At 72.7% G+C, this 16,955-nt stretch carries 17 protein-coding genes; 11 read left to right on the forward strand and 6 right to left on the reverse strand.

All coding sequences use genetic code 11. From position 1 onward, the window contains the following. Nucleotides 1-102: 102 nt before the first annotated feature. Together ACH4UK_RS22205 and ACH4UK_RS22210 are read right to left on the reverse strand one after the other, a co-directional pair. On the reverse strand, nt 103-972 hold the full coding sequence (locus tag ACH4UK_RS22205; RefSeq protein WP_398358755.1) for a TetR family transcriptional regulator C-terminal domain-containing protein: 870 nt from the start codon (nt 970-972) through the stop codon (nt 103-105). Between the two features lie 139 nt (nt 973-1,111). Beyond that, nucleotides 1,112-1,993: a SigB/SigF/SigG family RNA polymerase sigma factor gene (locus ACH4UK_RS22210; RefSeq protein WP_398358757.1), complete on the reverse strand. Its 882-nt coding sequence runs from the start codon at nt 1,991-1,993 to the stop codon at nt 1,112-1,114. Between the two features lie 536 nt (nt 1,994-2,529). Between ACH4UK_RS22210 and ACH4UK_RS22215 the strand changes: the two genes are divergently transcribed. From ACH4UK_RS22215 to ACH4UK_RS22245, 7 genes are all read left to right on the forward strand, one after another. Further along, nucleotides 2,530-3,300 (forward strand): dienelactone hydrolase family protein, encoded by a 771-nt coding sequence (locus ACH4UK_RS22215; RefSeq protein WP_398358759.1) that lies wholly within the window; start codon nt 2,530-2,532, stop codon nt 3,298-3,300. A gap of 228 nt (nt 3,301-3,528) precedes the next feature. Continuing rightward, a complete protein-coding gene (locus tag ACH4UK_RS22220; RefSeq protein WP_398358761.1) occupies nt 3,529-4,290 on the forward strand; it encodes a GNAT family N-acetyltransferase in 762 nt (253 codons plus the stop codon). Between the two features lie 238 nt (nt 4,291-4,528). Then, the gene (locus ACH4UK_RS22225; protein ID WP_398358763.1) at nt 4,529-5,779 is read left to right on the forward strand and encodes a PP2C family protein-serine/threonine phosphatase; all 1,251 of its coding nucleotides are present in this window, start codon (nt 4,529-4,531) and stop codon (nt 5,777-5,779) included. A gap of 104 nt (nt 5,780-5,883) precedes the next feature. After that, on the forward strand, nt 5,884-6,597 hold the full coding sequence (locus ACH4UK_RS22230; protein ID WP_398358765.1) for a TetR family transcriptional regulator: 714 nt from the start codon (nt 5,884-5,886) through the stop codon (nt 6,595-6,597). Then, on the forward strand, nt 6,594-7,388 hold the full coding sequence (locus tag ACH4UK_RS22235; protein ID WP_398358766.1) for an SDR family NAD(P)-dependent oxidoreductase: 795 nt from the start codon (nt 6,594-6,596) through the stop codon (nt 7,386-7,388). The genes ACH4UK_RS22230 and ACH4UK_RS22235 overlap by 4 nt, the downstream gene beginning before the upstream one ends. Before the next feature lie 81 nt (nt 7,389-7,469). Next, nucleotides 7,470-8,510 carry an NAD(P)-dependent alcohol dehydrogenase gene (locus ACH4UK_RS22240; RefSeq protein ID WP_398358767.1) on the forward strand — a complete coding sequence of 347 codons (1,041 nt, stop codon included), beginning with the start codon at nt 7,470-7,472 and terminating at the stop codon, nt 8,508-8,510. Nucleotides 8,511-8,831: 321 nt separating this feature from the next. Further along, on the forward strand, nt 8,832-10,676 hold the full coding sequence (locus ACH4UK_RS22245) for an ABC-F family ATP-binding cassette domain-containing protein (protein ID WP_398358769.1): 1,845 nt from the start codon (nt 8,832-8,834) through the stop codon (nt 10,674-10,676). Here ACH4UK_RS22245 and ACH4UK_RS22250 read toward each other — a convergent pair. The 4 genes from ACH4UK_RS22250 to dhaK all read right to left on the reverse strand — a co-directional run bounded on the left by ACH4UK_RS22250 (nt 10,640) and on the right by dhaK (nt 13,394). After that, nucleotides 10,640-11,143, reverse strand: a complete 504-nt coding sequence (locus tag ACH4UK_RS22250) for an NUDIX domain-containing protein (protein ID WP_398358771.1) — start codon at nt 11,141-11,143, stop codon at nt 10,640-10,642. The two genes, ACH4UK_RS22245 and ACH4UK_RS22250, sit on opposite strands and share 37 nt — an antisense overlap. Before the next feature lie 133 nt (nt 11,144-11,276). Further along, on the reverse strand, nt 11,277-11,687 hold the full coding sequence (locus tag ACH4UK_RS22255) for a PTS-dependent dihydroxyacetone kinase phosphotransferase subunit DhaM (protein ID WP_398358773.1): 411 nt from the start codon (nt 11,685-11,687) through the stop codon (nt 11,277-11,279). Further along, a complete protein-coding gene (gene dhaL, locus ACH4UK_RS22260) occupies nt 11,684-12,292 on the reverse strand; it encodes a dihydroxyacetone kinase subunit DhaL (RefSeq protein ID WP_398358774.1) in 609 nt (202 codons plus the stop codon). The genes ACH4UK_RS22255 and dhaL overlap by 4 nt, the downstream gene beginning before the upstream one ends. 109 nt (nt 12,293-12,401) lie before the next feature. After that, nucleotides 12,402-13,394: a dihydroxyacetone kinase subunit DhaK gene (gene dhaK, locus ACH4UK_RS22265; RefSeq protein ID WP_398358776.1), complete on the reverse strand. Its 993-nt coding sequence runs from the start codon at nt 13,392-13,394 to the stop codon at nt 12,402-12,404. Nucleotides 13,395-13,822: 428 nt separating this feature from the next. Between dhaK and ACH4UK_RS22270 the strand changes: the two genes are divergently transcribed. From ACH4UK_RS22270 to ACH4UK_RS22285, 4 genes are all read left to right on the forward strand, one after another. Further along, the gene (locus ACH4UK_RS22270) at nt 13,823-14,761 is read left to right on the forward strand and encodes a MerR family transcriptional regulator (protein WP_398358778.1); all 939 of its coding nucleotides are present in this window, start codon (nt 13,823-13,825) and stop codon (nt 14,759-14,761) included. Between the two features lie 267 nt (nt 14,762-15,028). Continuing rightward, nucleotides 15,029-15,448, forward strand: a complete 420-nt coding sequence (locus ACH4UK_RS22275) for a molybdopterin-binding protein (RefSeq protein WP_398358780.1) — start codon at nt 15,029-15,031, stop codon at nt 15,446-15,448. A gap of 52 nt (nt 15,449-15,500) precedes the next feature. Then, nucleotides 15,501-15,740, forward strand: a complete 240-nt coding sequence (locus tag ACH4UK_RS22280; protein ID WP_398358782.1) for a hypothetical protein — start codon at nt 15,501-15,503, stop codon at nt 15,738-15,740. Nucleotides 15,741-15,880: 140 nt separating this feature from the next. Next, nucleotides 15,881-16,894, forward strand: a complete 1,014-nt coding sequence (locus tag ACH4UK_RS22285; protein ID WP_398358783.1) for an ArsR family transcriptional regulator — start codon at nt 15,881-15,883, stop codon at nt 16,892-16,894. The last annotated feature ends 61 nt before the right edge of the window (nt 16,895-16,955 follow it).

Here is a 16,955-nt window from a genome sequence, read left to right on the forward strand (position 1 = left end):
ACGTCTCCTCTCGGGGAGTTCGGGGGTTTTGGGGGTTTCGGGGATTTTTTGGGGGCGGGGATGTGGCGGGGCGGGTGAGTTCTGCCGGTTGTCGTGCGGGTGTCAGTCGGCCGTGGGCGCGGTGAGGCAGGCGTCCACATGGGCGATCAGCGCGTCGTGCATGGACTGCGCGCCGGTGCCCGGGAGGCCGGGCTCGGTGGCCAGGACCTGAGAGGCCAGCCCGTCGATCAGCGCGGTGAGTGCGAGCGCCGTGCCGTCCGGGTCGACCGGCCGGAACACGCCCTGGTCGACGCCGCGGCGGATCACGTCGGCGACCGTCCCCCGCCACTGGCGGTAGTACTCCACGTGGAGTCGCCCGACCGTGGTGGACCGGGCGGCCTCGGCCCACAGGTCGAGCCAGACGCACCACTGCCGCCGTTGCTGTTCGGTGCGGGGCGTCTGGAGCTCGATCAGCAGGCGCAGCTCGTCCCCGGCGTGCCCGGCACCGGCCGTGGCGTCGGCACGCCGACGGGTGTCCTCGTCCATGCACCAGCGGACCGCCGCCTCGAGCAGTTCGTCACGGCCGGGGAAGTGGTAGTGGATCGCCGCGGTGCTGGTGTGGCAGGCCGTGGCGATGTCCGCGACCCGGACGGCGTGGAACCCGCGCTCGGCGATGAGCCGTACGGTCTCGCGCACGATCTGCAGAGGCCGGCCGCCCTCCGGTGCGGGCGCGGGCGGGCGGGCGGGCGGTGCAGAGCGCACGGGCGACGGCGTCGAGGCCGGGCCGGCCGTCGCACCGAGCAGCCGGCCGACGTCCACGCCGCCGATGTCCGCGATCCGGGCCAGTTCGGCGGCGGTGAAGCGGCGTGTGCCGTTCAGCGAACGGGACAGCTTCGACGGATCGATGACGATCCGCCGCGCGAACTCGCGGGCGCTCACACCCGCCGCGTCGATCACCTGCCGTACCTGTGCGGCCACCTCGTCCTGCTGCATGGTCAGCCACCGTAGCCATGTGTTGAGAAAACCTCAACACCAGGGGGCTTAACTCGCTCATGAGTAAGGCGTTGCGGTTCTGACTGATGCATCAGTCAGAACCGCAACGCCTGTACTGCCGACAGGGCACCGGCGGGACTCACTCCTGGGTGAGCATCCCGCTCCGCAGCTTCCCCAGCATCCGGGTCAGCAGCCGGGACACATGCATCTGCGATATCCCGAGCTCCGAGCCGATCTGCGCCTGGGTCATCTCCTGGCCGAAGCGCATGTCGATGATCCGGCGCTCCCGCTCGTCCAGTTCGCCCAGCAGGGGCGCGAGGGTGTGGAGATTCTCCACGGTCTCCATGGCGGGGTCCGGCTCGCCCAGCACGTCCGCGAAGGTCCGCCCGGCGCTCTGGCGGGGCCCGGCCTCCGCGGTGTCGGTCGGCATGTCCAGGGAGCCCGCCGTGTAGCCGTTGGAGGCGACGATGCCCTCCTCGACCTCGGACTCCTCGACCCCCAGGTCCTCCGCCAGCTCCTGCACCGTGGGATCCCGGTCGAGGTCGCCCGCCAGGGACTCCTTCGCCTTGGCGATGTCGACCCGCAGCTCCTGGAGCCGCCTCGGTACATGCACCGCCCAGCTCGTGTCACGGAAGAACCGCTTGATCTCGCCCACGATGTACGGCACCGCGAACGACGTGAACTCGACCTCCCGCGAGAGGTCGAAGCGGTCGATCGCCTTGATCAGCCCGATGGTGCCGACCTGGACGATGTCCTCCATGTCGCCGCTGCCGCGGTTACGGAAGCGGTTGGCGGCGAAGCGGACGAGGGACAGGTTCATCTCGATGAGGGTGTTGCGCGCGTATTGGTACTCGTGCGTGCCCTCCTCCAGGACCTGGAGGCGGTCGAAGAAGAGGCGCGAGAGCCGGCGCGCGTCCATCGGGGCGACCTTCCCGGCGTCCTCGATCCACGGAAGCTCCTCGACGGCGCCCGCCTGCTCCGTGCCGGCGGTCTGCGCGGTCTGCGCACTGTGCACGGTCATGTCGCGTCACGCTCCCTGGTCGGTAGGCCCTGAGGTCTGTTCGCCTTCCCAGGGGTACGACTCTCATGCGCAGAGGAGGGAGTTGATCTGGCCACGCGGCGCGAGTTGGCCGGAAACAGGCCTGGTTCGGCTCTGAGGTGCCGTCATGTGACGGGCGCGGGGCCCTGGAGGTGCACAGAACCGCCCCACCGGTACGGGGGAGCCCGGTGGGGCGGTCGCCACCAGAGTGCCACAGGCGGGGGGTCGTTGGGACCGGACCGGCGCGTATTGGCCTACGAATGAGTTGATTTCGCCGCTCATTCGCGCGGGCGCGCGCCGGGGCATCCGCGCACCGTCGTCCGTAGGCCGAGGTCGAACTCCCCGAGCGCGAGCAACTGGTCGAGGCTGCGGTCGAACGCATCGTGACGGCGTAACCCGTCACGATGCGTTTCCCAAGAAATACCCGGGCTGCTCTGCCGGTGGCAGAACACCGGCCGGACCGGGCTCGACGATCGCTACGGTCCTGTTTCATGAGGAAATTGACGACAATGACGACAATGACGACGGTGACGGCGCGAACGGTCGAGTATCCGGCCGACGGACTGACGATGATCGGGTACCTCGCGCTCCCGGCCGGTACCGGCCGCCGGCCCGCGGTGCTGCTCGGACCGGAGGGCATGGGGCTCAGCGACGTCGAACGCCGCCGGGCCGATACCCTCGCCGAACTGGGATATATCGCCCTGGCCTTCGACCTCCACGGCGGGCGCTATCTGGGCGACCCGGAGGAGATGCTGGCCCGTTGCCTGCCGCTGCTCGCTGATCCCGACCGGATGCGGGGCATCGGCCATGCGGCGCTCGACGTGTTGCGCACCGAGCCGCGGACCGACCCCGACCGGATCGCCGTCGTCGGCTACGGCACCGGGGGCGCCGTCGGGCTGGAACTCGGGCGCGACGGCGTCGGCCTGCGCGCGATCGGGACGGTCAACGCGACTACCACGGGCCGGCCGGGCGAGTCGGCGCACATTCGCTGCCCGGTGTGGGCCGGGGTCGGGTCGGAAGACCCGATCATGCCGCCCGCACAGCGGGACGCGTTCACCGCCGAGATGCAGGCCGCGGGCGTCGACTGGCGCCTCACGGTCTACGGCGGCGCCTTGCACGCCTTCCACCACCCGCCGGTCGACCACCCCGTGGTCCCCGGCGTCGGCTACCACCCACGGCACGCGCGGCGAGCCTGGCGCGACGTCGTCGACCTGCTCGCCGAGTGCCTGCCGGTGACGGAGGAGGATCGGGGTCATGACCCAGGTGAGCACGGTGACACCGGGCGCTGACCGTCCTCTCCCCTCGACCGAGCCGGACCGCGCGCCCCGTCGACCGAGCCGGACCGGGCGCCCCGTTGATTGCGGCAGATTGCGGCTGATTGCGGAGTCATGAACAGACTCCCCTCGCGGAATACGTGTCGGCTCCACCGGCTTTCCGTTCCTGGCGGGCGCACAGCTCCAGGCGCCGAGCACCCGCCGTCGAGGACCGCGCGACGCGAAGGACGGACGAGGAAGACCATGACCCAGAACCCCACCCGGCCCCGGCCCGACACCCCTTCCCGGCTCCATCCGCTGGACAACCCCGCCCGGTCCTCGCTCACGGGCCCGCACGCCCACTTCGCCGAGCGTCGCGGGCGCGTCCTGCGCTACCCCGTCGACGTCTCCCCGTGGCTCGCGCTTCCCGCGACCCCCGACGCCCAGGACTGGGCCGATGTCGCGGCGCTCGCGGGGGAGGACGGTTCCGTCGCGCTGACCGCGTTCCACGGGCCGCCCCCGCAGGACTGGGAGATCGGCTTCCGCGCCGAAGGCGTCCAGCTCGTCGCCGAATCGGTGGCCGCGGCGTCCGACCCGGAGGCGGTCCGGCTGGGCCCGGCGGACGTGCCGGAGATGCTCGACCTGGTGGCGCGCACCCGCCCCGGACCGTTCCTGCCGCGCACGGTCGAGATGGGCGTCTACCTGGGCATCCGCCGCAACGGTGCCCTGGTGGCGATGGCGGGGGAGCGGCTGCACCCGCCCGGCTGGACCGAGATCAGCGGTGTCTGCACGGACGAGTCCGTACGGGGGCAGGGGCTGGCGAGCCGCCTGGTCCTGGCGGTGGCGCACGGGATCCAGGAGCGCGGCGAAACCCCGTTCCTGCACGCGTCCGGGTCCAACACCGGGGCGATCCGGCTCTACACGTCGCTCGGCTTCCGGCTCCGCCGGCGTACGGAGTTCCTCTCCGCCCTCGCCCCCGCAGCCCTCCTGCCGGCCGACGCGGACCGCAGGCACTCGCTGCGCTGACCGGGAGCCCGGCGCGGGGCCCGGGAGCCCTTCCGTACGGCAGGACCTCAGGGGCCGGGGCACGGGTCGAAGGTCCCGGGCCGCAGGTCCCGTTCCGGGACCTTTGGCACCCGCTCGGGTCCTAAGCCCCCCTGCGGAGAGGCCCACGCCCCGGTCAAGCTGGAAGGGACCGGCCGAAACCGCGGGCGGCGCCGAGCGATCACCGGGAGGACAGGCCGTGGCCATGAGGCTGCCGGACATGGCACGGAAGCGAGGCGAGGCGCGGCGCGGCAAGGCCGCCGGAGCCGGCGCGGACGCGGGCATCGCGGCCGTGTCCCAGGGCCGGATCGGCAACGGGGCGCTGGTCTGCGGACTGGCGTTGCTGACCGCGCTGGTCGTGTTCCTCGACGCCACGACGGGCAACGACCTGCGGGTCGTGCCCCTCCTCGTGGTCGTCCCGGCGCTGGCCTCCGTCTACTGCAGCCTCCGCCAGACGATCTGGGTCGCGGTGTGGATCACCACGGTCGTCGTCGGCTTCCGGGCCGGCGCGGACGGCACCTTCTGGGACTTCGTCTTCGGCATCGGCTTCGCCGCCCTGGCCTGCGCCCTCGGGGTCGCCGCCTGCGCGGCCCGCATCCGGCACGCCACCGAGATGGCGCGGCTGCGGTCCGCCGCCGTCACCCTGCAACGCCAGATCCTGCGGCCGCTGCCCGTCGTGACCGACCACGTCTTCGCGTACGGGCTCTACGAGCCGATCGAGGAGGACCGCTTCGTCGGCGGCGACATCTACGAGGTCGTCGAGTCGCCCTTCGGGACCCGGGTGATCATCGGGGACGTCCAGGGCAAGGGGATCGCGGCCATCGGCGCCGGATTCGCGGCCATCGCCGCGTTCCGCGAGGCGGCGATCCGCGAACCCACGCTCACCGGGGTGGTGGAGGCGCTGGAGGACGCCGTCGTCCGGCACAACGCGTTCTCCGCCCAGACCGGTGAGGTCGAGCGCTTCGTGACCGCGCTGGTGCTCGGGTTCGACGAGGGCGGCCGGGTGGAGGCCGTGAACTGCGGTCACCTGCCGCCGCGCCTGCTGCACGACGGCCGGGCCTCGGCCGTCACGCTCCACCGGGCGTACGTTCCCCTCGGCCTCGCCGGGCTCAGCCTGGAGGCCCGTACGACCGAGTCCTTCGACTTCCCGCAGGGCGCGACGCTCCTGGTCGTCACCGACGGGGTGACCGAGGCCCGCGACGCCTCCGGCGCCTTCTATCCGCTGGACGAGCGGGTCACCCGCTGGGCCGGGCACGGGCCGCGCGAGCTGCTCGACGCGCTCCACGGCGACCTGGAGGACTTCTCCGGAGGCGTGCGGCGCGACGACGTCGCGGCACTCGCCCTGCGCCGCGCCCCCGCCGACGACAGGCACGGACCGGCTCCCGGCGAAGGCGCGGCCCCCGGCGAGGACGCAGACCCCGGCGAGGACGCCGCCCCTGGTGAGGGCGACCGGCGGCCCGCCGCGGTCTGAACTCCCTCCTGCCCGAGCGGCCCGCCCCGCACCCCTATCCCCACCCTCGATGTCCCCACGAGACGAATGTCGCGTCGGGACATTTTCAGGTGTACGGTGCATGTATGACTCCGGAACGGAACATCCCGGAACGGCGCAGTCGTAAGGCGCGCCGCACCCGCGACACCCTGGCGCAGGCCGCGTTCGACCTGGTGCTCGACCGGGGGCTGCGGAACGTGACGGTCGAGGAGATCGCGGAAGCCGCGGACGTCGACCGCCGTACGTTCAGCCGGTACTTCCCGAGCAAGGAGGCCGCCGCCCTCGACTCCCTGCGGGGTGACGGCGACCGCATCAACGCGGCGCTGCGCGCCCGCCCGGCTCCGGAGCCGCCGCTCCTCGCCTACCGCAGGGCGGTCCTCGACTGGCTCGCCGACCCCGAGGCGGAGCCCTGGCACCGCCGCCCCCGGATTTTCGACCTGCTGGTCGTCGCCGAGGAGGAGCCGACGCTCTACGCGGTCTTCCACCACATCCGGGTGGACGCCCAGGAGGACTCGGTGGCCATCGTCGCGGAGCGGCTCGACGTCGATCCGCGGCAGGACATCCGGCCCGCCGTGACCGTCGCGGCGGGGGCGGGCGCCCTGCTCGCCGCCCAGGCCGCCTGGGTGCGGGGGGGCCGGCCGGACGCGCTGCCCGCGCTGGTCACCGAGGCGTTCGACGCGCTCTCCGCCGAGCTGCTCGGCGAGCCGCGCCCCGGTCCGGAGCAGCACCGCGGCCCTACCAGCAGCACGTGCACCACCAGCACCACAGAAGAAGCAGAAGGAACAGAGGCAACCTCATGACCACCGACCGCACCGCCCGTACCACCCTCACCGACCACGCCGAGGCCGAATTCGCGGGCCGCACCGCCCTCGTCACCGGCGGCGCCTCCGGCATCGGCCTCGCCCTGGCCGGGCGGCTCGCCGCCGGCGGTGCGGCGGTCGTCGTCGCCGACTACGACGAGGAGAACGCGCGCAAGGCCGCGGCCGAACTGGAGAGCACCGGAGCCAGGGCCGCCGCCGTCGCGATGGACGTCACCGACCCGGCCTCCGTCGAGGCGGGTGTGCGGTTCGCCGTGGACACCTTCGGAGCCCTCCACCTCGCCGTGAACAACGCCGGCATCGGAGGCCCGAGCCTCCCCACCGGCGCCTACCCGGTCGAGGACTGGAACCGTGTCGTCGCCACCAACCTCAGCGGCGTCTTCCACTCCCTGCGCCACGAACTGCCCGCCATCGTCGCGGCGGGCGGTGGCGCGATCGTCAACGTCTCCTCCATCCTCGGCACCAACGGCTTCGCGGGCTCGCCCGCCTATGTCGCGGCCAAGCACGGCGTCGTCGGCCTCACCAAGACCGCCGCGCTCGAGTACGCCGCCCAGAACGTCCGGATCAACGCGGTCGGCCCCGGCTTCATCGACACCCCGCTCCTGCGGAACACCGACGCCGGCTCCCGCGAGCACCTGATCTCCCTGCACCCGGCCGGACGCCTCGGCACCGCCGAGGAGGTCGCCGAACTCGTCGCCTTCCTGCTCTCCGACAAGGCCTCGTTCATCCACGGCAGCTACCACCTGGTGGACGGCGGCTACTCCGCCCCGTGACCTGAAGTACATCGGGGACGCGAGGGCGAGAACGAGGACGACACGGGGACGAAGAGAACAAGGAAGAAGCGAGGAGACCCCATGAAAGCCGTTCAGTACCGAGCCGTCGGCGCCGCCCCCGAGGTGGTCACCGTCCCGGATCCCGAGCCCGGCCCGGGGCAGGTCCTGCTGAAGGTCACCGCCGCCGGTGTCTGCCACTCCGACATCGCCGTGATGAGCCGGCCCGCCGACCAGATTCCCTTCCCGCTGCCCCTCACCCTGGGCCACGAGGGCGTCGGCACGGTCGCCGCCCTCGGTGACGGAGTCACCGGCTTCGCCCTCGGCGACTCCGTCGCGGTGTACGGCCCCTGGGGCTGCGGCACCTGCGTGAACTGCGCCGAGGGCAGGGAGAACTACTGCCTGCGCGCCAAGGAGCTCGGCATCATGCCGCCCGGACTCGGCGCACCCGGCGCGATGGCCGAGTACATGATCGTGGACGACCCCCGCCACCTGATCCCGATCGGCGACCTCGACCCGGTGAAGACGGTGCCCCTCACCGACGCCGGACTCACCCCGTACCACGCGATCGTGCGCTCCCGGGCGAAGCTGGTGCCCGGCTCCACCGCCGTGGTCATCGGCACCGGAGGCCTCGGCCACGTCGCGATCCAACTGCTGCGCGCCATGACCGCCGCCCGGGTGATCGCCCTCGACGTCACCGAGGACAAGCTCGCCCTGGCCCGGACCGTCGGCGCGCACGAAGCCGTCCTCTCCGACAAGAAGGCGGCCGCCCGCGTCAGGGAGCTGACCGGCGGGCTCGGCGCCCATGTGGTCCTCGACTTCGTCGGAGCGCCGCCCACCGTGGCGACCGCCGGAGCCGTCGCCCGCGTCGACGGCGACGTCACCATCGTCGGCATCGGCGGCGGCGCGCTCCCGGTCGGCTTCGGGACGCTCCCGTACGGCGCCAACGTCAGCGCGCCCTACTGGGGCTCGCGCAAGGAGCTCGCCGAGGTCCTCGACCTGGCCCACGCCGGGGCGGTGGACGTCCATGTGGAGACGTACTCCCTCGACGAGGCCCCGCTCGCCTACGAGCGCCTCCACGACGGCAGGATCAACGGCCGGGCCGTCATCCTCCCGGGCCGCTGACCTCCGCCCCCTCCCCGTCCGGTCCCGGTCCCGGCCCCCGCGCGGTGCGCCGGGGCCGGGACCGGACGAAAATTCCCGGTGCGCCCGGCCGGCCACCGTTAGACTGGCCGACATGGGTTCGTACCGCTTCTACTTCTTCCGCTGATTCCCGGCCCGGACGGCCGCCGCGCGCCGCGCCACGCGTTCTGCTGAGACGCCCCGGTGACGTCGCCGTCATCCCGCGCGCCCGCCGCCGTCCCCTCCGCCGTCCGGCATCCACGCCCCGCCGCGCCGCGCCTCCGTGCGCCCCGCCGCGGGCCGTCACCCAGGGAAAAGGCACCCATGCACCCCCAGCGCGACCGCGCTCAACTGGCCATGAAGGACGTCTCCAAGGCGTACGGGGACCGCTCCGTACTCGACCAGGTGACCCTCACCGTCCGGCCCGGTGAGAAGACCGCCGTCATCGGCGAGAACGGCTCCGGCAAGTCCACCCTGCTCCGGCTGCTGGCCGGGGCCGAAGCGCCGGACACCGGCGAGATCACCGTCCGGTTCCCCGGCGGCACCGGCTACCTCGCCCAGACCCTCGACCTCGACCCGGCCGACACCGTGCAGGACGCCGTCGACGCGGCCCTCGCCGAGCTGCGCGCCCTCGAACACCGCATCCGCGAGGCGGAGGCGGGCCTCTCGGACCGGAAGCCGGGGGACCCGGGACCCACCGACGCGGAACTCGCCGCGTACGGAGACCTCCTCACCGCCTACGAGGACCGCGACGGCTACCGGGCGGACGCCCGCACCGAAGCGGCCCTGCACGGCCTCGGCCTCGCCCACCTCACCCGGGACCGCGCTCTCGCGACGCTCTCCGGAGGCGAACAGTCCCGGCTGGCCCTCGCCTGCGTCCTGGCCGCCGCCCCCGAACTGCTGCTGCTCGACGAGCCGACCAACCACCTCGACGCCCGCGCCGTCGGCTGGCTGGAGGACCACCTGCGCGCCCACCGGGGCACCGTCGTGGCGATCACCCACGACCGGGCGTTCCTGGAGCGCGTCACCTCGGTGATCCTGGAGGTCGACCGGGACCTGCGCGCGGTCACCCGGTACGGGGACGGCTGGGACGGCTACCGCACCGCCAAGGCCGCCGCCCGCCGCCGCTGGGCCCAGGAGCACGAGGAGTACCTGGCGGACCTGGCGCGCACCGAGGAGCTGGTCGAGGCGGCCGGAGCGCGGCTCGCGGCCACCGGAGGGGACCCGAAGCAGGGCTTCGGCAAGCACCGCCGATCGCACGAGGCCAAGCTGTCCGGCCAGGTCAGGGCCGCCCGGACCCGGCTGGACGCCCTGCGCAGGGCCCCCGTGCCGCCCCCGCCCCGCCCGCTCGCCTTCACCGGCCGCCCGGCCCTGGCCACCGCGACCGGCACGGCGGACCGCACCGCCACGGCCGACGGACCCGGCACGGCGGACCGCGCCGCAGCCGTCACCGGCACGGCGGACCGCGCCGCAACGGTCGACGGACCCGCCACGGCAGACCGCGCCGCAGCCGTCCCCGCGACCGGCACCCGCACGGCGGACCGCGCGAGGACCCTCGTGGAGCTGGACTCCGTCTCCGTGGGCGACCGCCTCCACCTCCCCTCCCTGCGCGTGGAATCGGGAGCCCGCCTCCTGGTGACGGGCGAGAACGGGGCGGGGAAGACCACCCTCCTGCGCGTCCTGGCGGGCGACCTGACCCCCGACGCGGGCACGGTCACCCGCCACGCCCGCATCGGCTACCTCCCGCAGGAGCTGCCCGCCCGGCCGACCCGGCGCACCCTGCTCGCCACCTTCGCGGCGGGCCGCCCCGGCTTCCCCGACGAGTACGCCGACGATCTCCTCGCCCTCGGACTGTTCCGCCCCGAGGACCTCGACGTGCCCGTCGCGTCCCTCTCCGTCGGCCAGCAGCGGAGGCTGGCCCTGGCCCGGCTGGTGACCCGTCCGGCCGATCTGCTGGTGCTGGACGAGCCGACGAACCACATCGCGCTCAGCCTGGTCGAGGAGCTGGAACAGGCCCTCGACCAGTACCGGGGCGCGGTCGTCGTCGTCTCGCACGACCGCAGCTTCCGGGCCCGCTTCACCGGCGACATCCTGGACCTGCGGGCCGGCCGGCCGACTCGGGAGACGCCCGTCTACGCGTCGGGGGAGGCGGCCGCCCCGCGCACCTGAGTACGCAACCGCTCCACGAACACCCGCTGGCCGGCGACGAGCCGCTCGGCGGCCTGCTCCGGCGTGCACCAGGCGAACCGGTCCATCTCCGGGAACTCCTGCTGCACGCCGGACCCGCGCGGCCACTCCATCGTGAACGTCCCCGGCACGACGGACGCCACGTCCAGCTCCGCCTTCACGGCCCATACGGTCACCGTCTTGCCGTTGCGCTGCCGGGACTCGCCCAGCCCGATCCAGTCGCCCGCCGGGACCGGCACCCCCAGCTCCTCCGCGAACTCCCGGCGGGCCGCCGCCTCCGCGCCCTCCTCCGGTCCGTACTCGCCCTTCGGCACCGACCAGGCGGCCGTCTCCCGGCCCGCCCAGAACGGCCCGCCCATGTGACCGATCAGCACCTCGACATCCCGCTCGCCCCCGCCCTCCCTGATCCGGAAGAGCAGAAGCCCCGCACTGCGCCTGCCTGTCGACATGTCGTCAAGTCTGCTGCGACAGGGCGCGGGGCGCCACGCGGGTGCGGCGGTGCACGGCGCTGCGTGGCCGTGGGGGAGTGCAGGGTCCTGCGACGGGACCCCGCACCGACCGGCCTCACCCCGACGGCACGGCCTAGGTCTTGCGGTAGCCGTACGCCTCGGCGGCCGCCGCCTCCACCGCCGCGAGGTCGCCGCCGGCCGAGGCGGTCACCACGGCGGCCACCGCGCCCTCCACGAACGGCGCGTCCACGAGCCGGGTGTCCGCGGGCAGCTCGTCACCCTCGGCCAGCATGGCCTTCACCGTGAGGACCGCGCTCCCCAGATCGACCAGGACCGCGACGCCCGCACCCCGGTCCACCGAGGCGGCGGCCCGGCCGATCAGCTCCGCGCTCGTCCCGAGCCCGCCGTTCGGCAGCCCGCCGGCCGCGGCGACCGGCGCGGTCACCCCGCCGGCGGCGAGGCCCTGGGCCAGCTCGGCGACCGATTCGGCGACCGGCCCGCTGTGGGAGACCAGCACGATGCCCACCTGCCGCTCGCCGCTCACGCGCCCGCTCCGTCCGCTGCCGCCGCCAGGGCCTCGACCAACAGCGCCGCCGAGGTCGCGCCCGGATCCTGATGCCCGATGCTGCGCTCGCCGAGATAGCTGGCCCTGCCCTTGCGCGCCTGCAACGGCACCGTCGCCACGGCGCCCGCACGGGCCGCGTTCGCAGCGCCGTCGAACGAGGTGGCGAGGGCCTCCGCCGCCGGCAGCAGCGCGTCGAGCATCGTCTTGTCCCCGGCCTGGGCGCCGCCCAGCTGTCCCACCGCGGCGACCCCCGCCGCGAACGCCTGGGCGAACTGCTCCTGTGTCACCTCGTCATCGTCCCCGAGCGCCTTGCCCGTACGGCGCAGCAGCGTCCCGTACAGCGGGCCCGACGCCCCGCCGACGGTGGAGATGAGCTGCCGTCCGGCCAGCGTGAGCACCGCACCGGGGGTGACGGGGGCGTTCTTCTCCAGCACCGCCGTCACCGCGGTGAAGCCGCGCTGGAGGTTGCTGCCGTGATCGGCGTCCCCGATCGCCGAGTCCAGCTCCGTCAGATGGTTCGCCTCACGCTCCACGGACGCCGCGACAGCGGTCATCCAACGGCGGAAGAAGTCGGTGTCGAGCACATGATCTCCTGTTCCTCGGTCCCGCCCGGAACGGATCGTCCCGGCGGCACGGGCTGTACGGCCGGCCCGGACCGGGCCGCGTACCTGGCTACCGGATCCCGCCGACGGCTCAGCAGCCCCAGCGGAGCGCGGCCGTCCGCACGGGCGCGTCCCACAGCCGCAGCAGTTCCTCGTCGACCTGGCACAGCGTCACCGAGCAGCCTGCCATGTCCAGCGACGTCACATAGTTCCCCACGAGCGTACGAGCCACCGTGACCCCTCGCTCGGACAGCACGCGCTGGACCTCGGCGTTGAACCCGTACAGCTCCAGCAGCGGTGTCGCCCCCATGCCGTTCACCAGCGCCAGCACCGGGCCGGTGGGGCGCAGGTCCTCCAGCACCGCGTTCACGGCGAAGTCGGCGATCTCCCCGGAGGTCATCATCGGCCGCCGCTCACGCCCCGGCTCCCCATGGATCCCGATGCCCAACTCCAGCTCACCGGACGGCAGATCGAAGGTGGGGCTGCCCTTGGCCGGAGTGGTGACGGCGCCGAGCGCCACCCCGAAGCTGCGCGAGGCCCCGTTCACCTGCCGCGCGACCGCGGCCACCCGCTCCAGCGGGGCCCCCTCGTCCGCCACCGCTCCGGCGATCTTCTCGACGAACAGCGTGGCACCCGTACCGCGCCGCCCGGCGGTGAACGTACTGTCGCTCACGGCCACGTCGTCGTCCACCACCACCTGGGCGACCTGGATCCCCTCGTCCTCGGCCAGCTCGGCGGCCATCTCGAAGTTGAGCACGTCACCGGTGTAGTTCTTGACGACGAACAGCACCCCCGCCCCACTGTCGACGGCCGCCGACGCCCGCAGCATCTGGTCCGGCACGGGGGAGGTGAAGACCTCCCCGGGGCAGGCGGCCGACAACATCCCGGGCCCGACGAACCCGGCGTGCAGCGGCTCGTGCCCGGATCCGCCCCCGGAGACGATCCCCACCTTCCCGGCCACGGGCGCGTCCCGCCGGACGACGACCCGGTTCTCCACATCGACGGTCAGCTCGGGATGCGCGGCCGCGATCCCCCGCAGGGCGTCGGCGACGACGGTCTCGGGAACGTTGATGAGCATTTTCATGTCTGTCTCCTGGCGAGCGTAGGGGAGGCCTGGTCGGCGTGGCGCCCGTGAGCGATCGGGCCGGAGCCGGTGTGTGTCCCTCCACGATCCTGCCGACAAGCCGCGTTCGACGCCATCTGCGGAACGAGTTGCGGAGTTTGGTCCGGACAGTGGACGCATTCCCCACGTGCGGCAGAGCCCCTGCGCGCCGAACACCACGTGCGGCGCGCAGGGGCCTCCTGGGCCGGTTGTCCTGTCGCGGGCGAGAGCCGCTCCTCCGCGCTGGGCCGGTGCGCGTCAGTCAAGCAGGCTCCCCGTCCGCGGGACGATGGGACGCATACACGGAAGACCGGGCTTCCCGGGTGCGTGGGTGTGGTGGATCATCCCATCCGACCGCGGCGAGCTCACGAGCTTGAGTCTCCAGCAGGGGGAGACCGGAGAGTGGGGACATGAACGGCCACACGCTCTACTCGATCGGCGAGCTGGCCCGGCGGACCGGTACCACGGTGAAGACCGTCCGGTTCTACTCCGACCGCGGACTCGTGCCGCCTGCCGACCGCAGCCCGGCCGGCTATCGCCTCTACGACGACGGCGCCGTCGCACGCCTCGATCTTGTGCGAACCCTGCGCGACCTGGGAGTGGACCTCGCGTCCATCCGAAAGGTCATGGACCGGGAACTCGCGCTGTCGGAGGTCGCCGCGGCACATGCCGACGCGTTGGACGTGCAGATCCGAATCCTGCGGCTGCGGCGTGCAGTTCTGACCGCCGTGGCGAAACGCGGGGCCACCCCTGAGGAGACACATCTGATGCACACACTGGCCAAGCTCTCCGAAGGCGAACGCCGACAGCTGGTGGGCGAATTCCTCGACGCCGCGTTCGGCGGTGTGGGGACCGGCTCCATGTTCACGGGAGTCATGCGCTCGATGACTCCGGAACTGCCGGACAACCCCGATACGGAGCAGGTCCAGGCATGGGTGGAACTGGCCGAGCTGTCCCAGGATCCGGACTTTCGCGCCCTCGTACGGCAGATGGCCCGGGACCAGACCGCCGGGTACGTCCAGGGTGGCCCACCCGTGCCGCACAGCAACCTGGCTGCGATCGTCCGTGACCAGATCGCCCCGGCCGTGGCGGCGGGCATCGACCCAGCCTCACCTCAGGCCGATCCGATCGTCGCGGTCCTCATGACCCGCTGCGCCCATCTGCTCGACTGCCGAGACGACGCAGAGTCCCGGTGGCAGCTCCTGGCCCGGCTGGAGCGCGTGAACGATCCCCGCAGAGAGCGGTACTCGTCGCTGCTCGCCGTGATCAACGGCTGGCCGGGTCCGGAGAGCCTGCGGCCGGTGCTGGACTGGTCCGTCCACGCTCTGCGGGCCCGGACGCAGGGATGACGGAGATCAGTGGGGTGCGGGCTCAGGAGCGGGGTCGGGCGGCAGGAGACCGGTTCGCCTTCGCCCGTCCTTGCCCAGCACCTTCTGGAGGGCTGACCTGCCGTGATCCGCTCCGCTGCACTATGTCGACATGCGAGGTGATGACGTCCATTCGGCTGGTGAATGCGACGCGTGCCGTGGAAAGAACACTTCTCTCCGGTAGCGTCGGCGGAGATCCGGGTCACAGAAGTGACCCTTGTCGAATTCCGGCTTTGTGAGGCATTTCCCTTGACCCTGTCCATTCGCAACCAGCTCCCCGGCACCGTTACCGCTGTCACCACGGGCGAGGCCATGGCGTCGGTGAAGGTGCGCCTGGCCGGCGGCCAGGACATCACCGCTGCCATCACCGCCGACGCGGTCAGGGACCTGGAGCTGGCCGAGGGATCTGCGGTCAAGGCCCTCGTGAAGTCGACCGTGGTCGCACTCGCCACCGGCCGGGTCGAAGGGCTCTCCATCCGCAACCAGCTCGCCGGCTCCGTCACCGACGTGGCGACGGGCGGTGCCATGAGCTCCGTGAGGGTCTCCGTCGAGGGCGGCGAACTGACCGCGGCGATCACCAAGGACGCTGTCGAGGACCTGGGCCTGAAGGCCGGCACCTCCGTCGTCGCCCTGATCAAGTCGACCGAGATCTCCCTCGCTTCCGCCTGATCACCCCCGCCGCGCGAGAGGGCCGAACACCCTGCCGGGCGAAGAGAAGACCGTGGACAGCAACACGGTCCGGTTGTCCTCCTTCCCCTGGCTCCTCGCCGTCATTGTCGTCGCCCTCCTCCTCGCCCTCGGCCTCCTCCTCTTCCTCAGGCGCAAGCGACTGCGCGCCCGGCGGCGACGTCGCGCAGCGGAGCGCACCGCGCTGCGCGCACTGTGGAGGGAACTGCGGGCGGGGAGCCCGCCTGCCGATGCCACCCAGGACATCCGGGCCGACAGAACAGGACACCCGTAGCCGCACCGGTGGAATTCGGCTCGTTCAACGCCTGTTTATCGATTCTTGATGGCGGCCACCTACGATCGTCCGGCTGGTTCCGCGCCGATCCGATACGGGTGCGCTGCAGGGCACGAGCCGAATTCACCTGGGGGAACGACATGCTCCGCATTCACTTCACCGAGGTGGATCTGGCGAGGACCCGGCTCGCCTCCGCTCCTGATCCGCTCTCCGAGATCGCCGCGAGTCTGCACCGGTTCCAGTCCCGGAGGGGAAGGTGGGCCTTCGCCGGGTGGTACCGCACGACACGGCAGCAACTGCGGGAGAAGGGGCTGGAGCGCGCCCTGCGGAGTGTTCTGCTGCCCCTGTATCCAAGGGCGGCGTACTACCCGGATTTCCTCACCCCGATCGGTGGGGCGGGCGGGCTGGACGGGGGCCTGGAGTCGATTCTGGCGACGCCTCCGCAACGGGTCATGGCGGAGATGGCCATCCTCGACAGGACCGTCGGAGCACCCGCGTGGGCCGGGCAACTGGCCGGGCTGGAAGCGCGCAAGGAGTTCGTGGGCGTGCTGCGGGCGTACTACGACGTCGTCGTCGCCCCTCACAAGGAGCAGGTGCGGGCGCGCATCGAGGCCGAGCGGGCGGCCCGCTGCCGTGGGCTTCTCGACGGCGGAGTGGAGGGCATGCTCTCGGGGCTCGGGCCCATGATGCGCTGGCGCCCTCCCGTCCTGGAGGTCGCCTACCCCAGACAGGCGGAGGACCGGGACCTGTACCTGAACGGGCGTGGACTCACCCTCGTCCCTTCGTACTTCAACTGGGGCGAGCCGGTCGCCTTCGCCGACCCGGGGCTGCCGCCCGTTGTCTGGTACTCGCTGCTCCATGAGCCCGAGGTCCACTCCGTGGCCGGCGGCGCCCCCGAGCAGCCCCTGGTCAACGTGCTCGGGCGGGCCCGAGCGGTCGCCCTGCGCGCCGCGTCCACCGGCGCCACGACCGGCGAGATCGCCCGCGCTGCCGGAATATCGTCCTCCGCCGCCAGCAGACACTCCACCGCGTTGCGGGACGCGGGCCTCGTCACCACCGTGCGCCACGGCCCGGCCGTCCTGCACACCCTCACGCCCACGGGCGCGTCCCTGCTGCGCGCGGCCACCCGGAGAGAGCCGCCGGGGAACGGGTGAGCGACGAGAACAGGCCGGCGGCACATGCCGGACGAACTAAACAAGGTCCGCGCATACTCCA

The organism is Streptomyces sp. NPDC020884 (assembly GCF_044333935.1).
GTDB lineage: Bacteria > Actinomycetota > Actinomycetes > Streptomycetales > Streptomycetaceae > Streptomyces.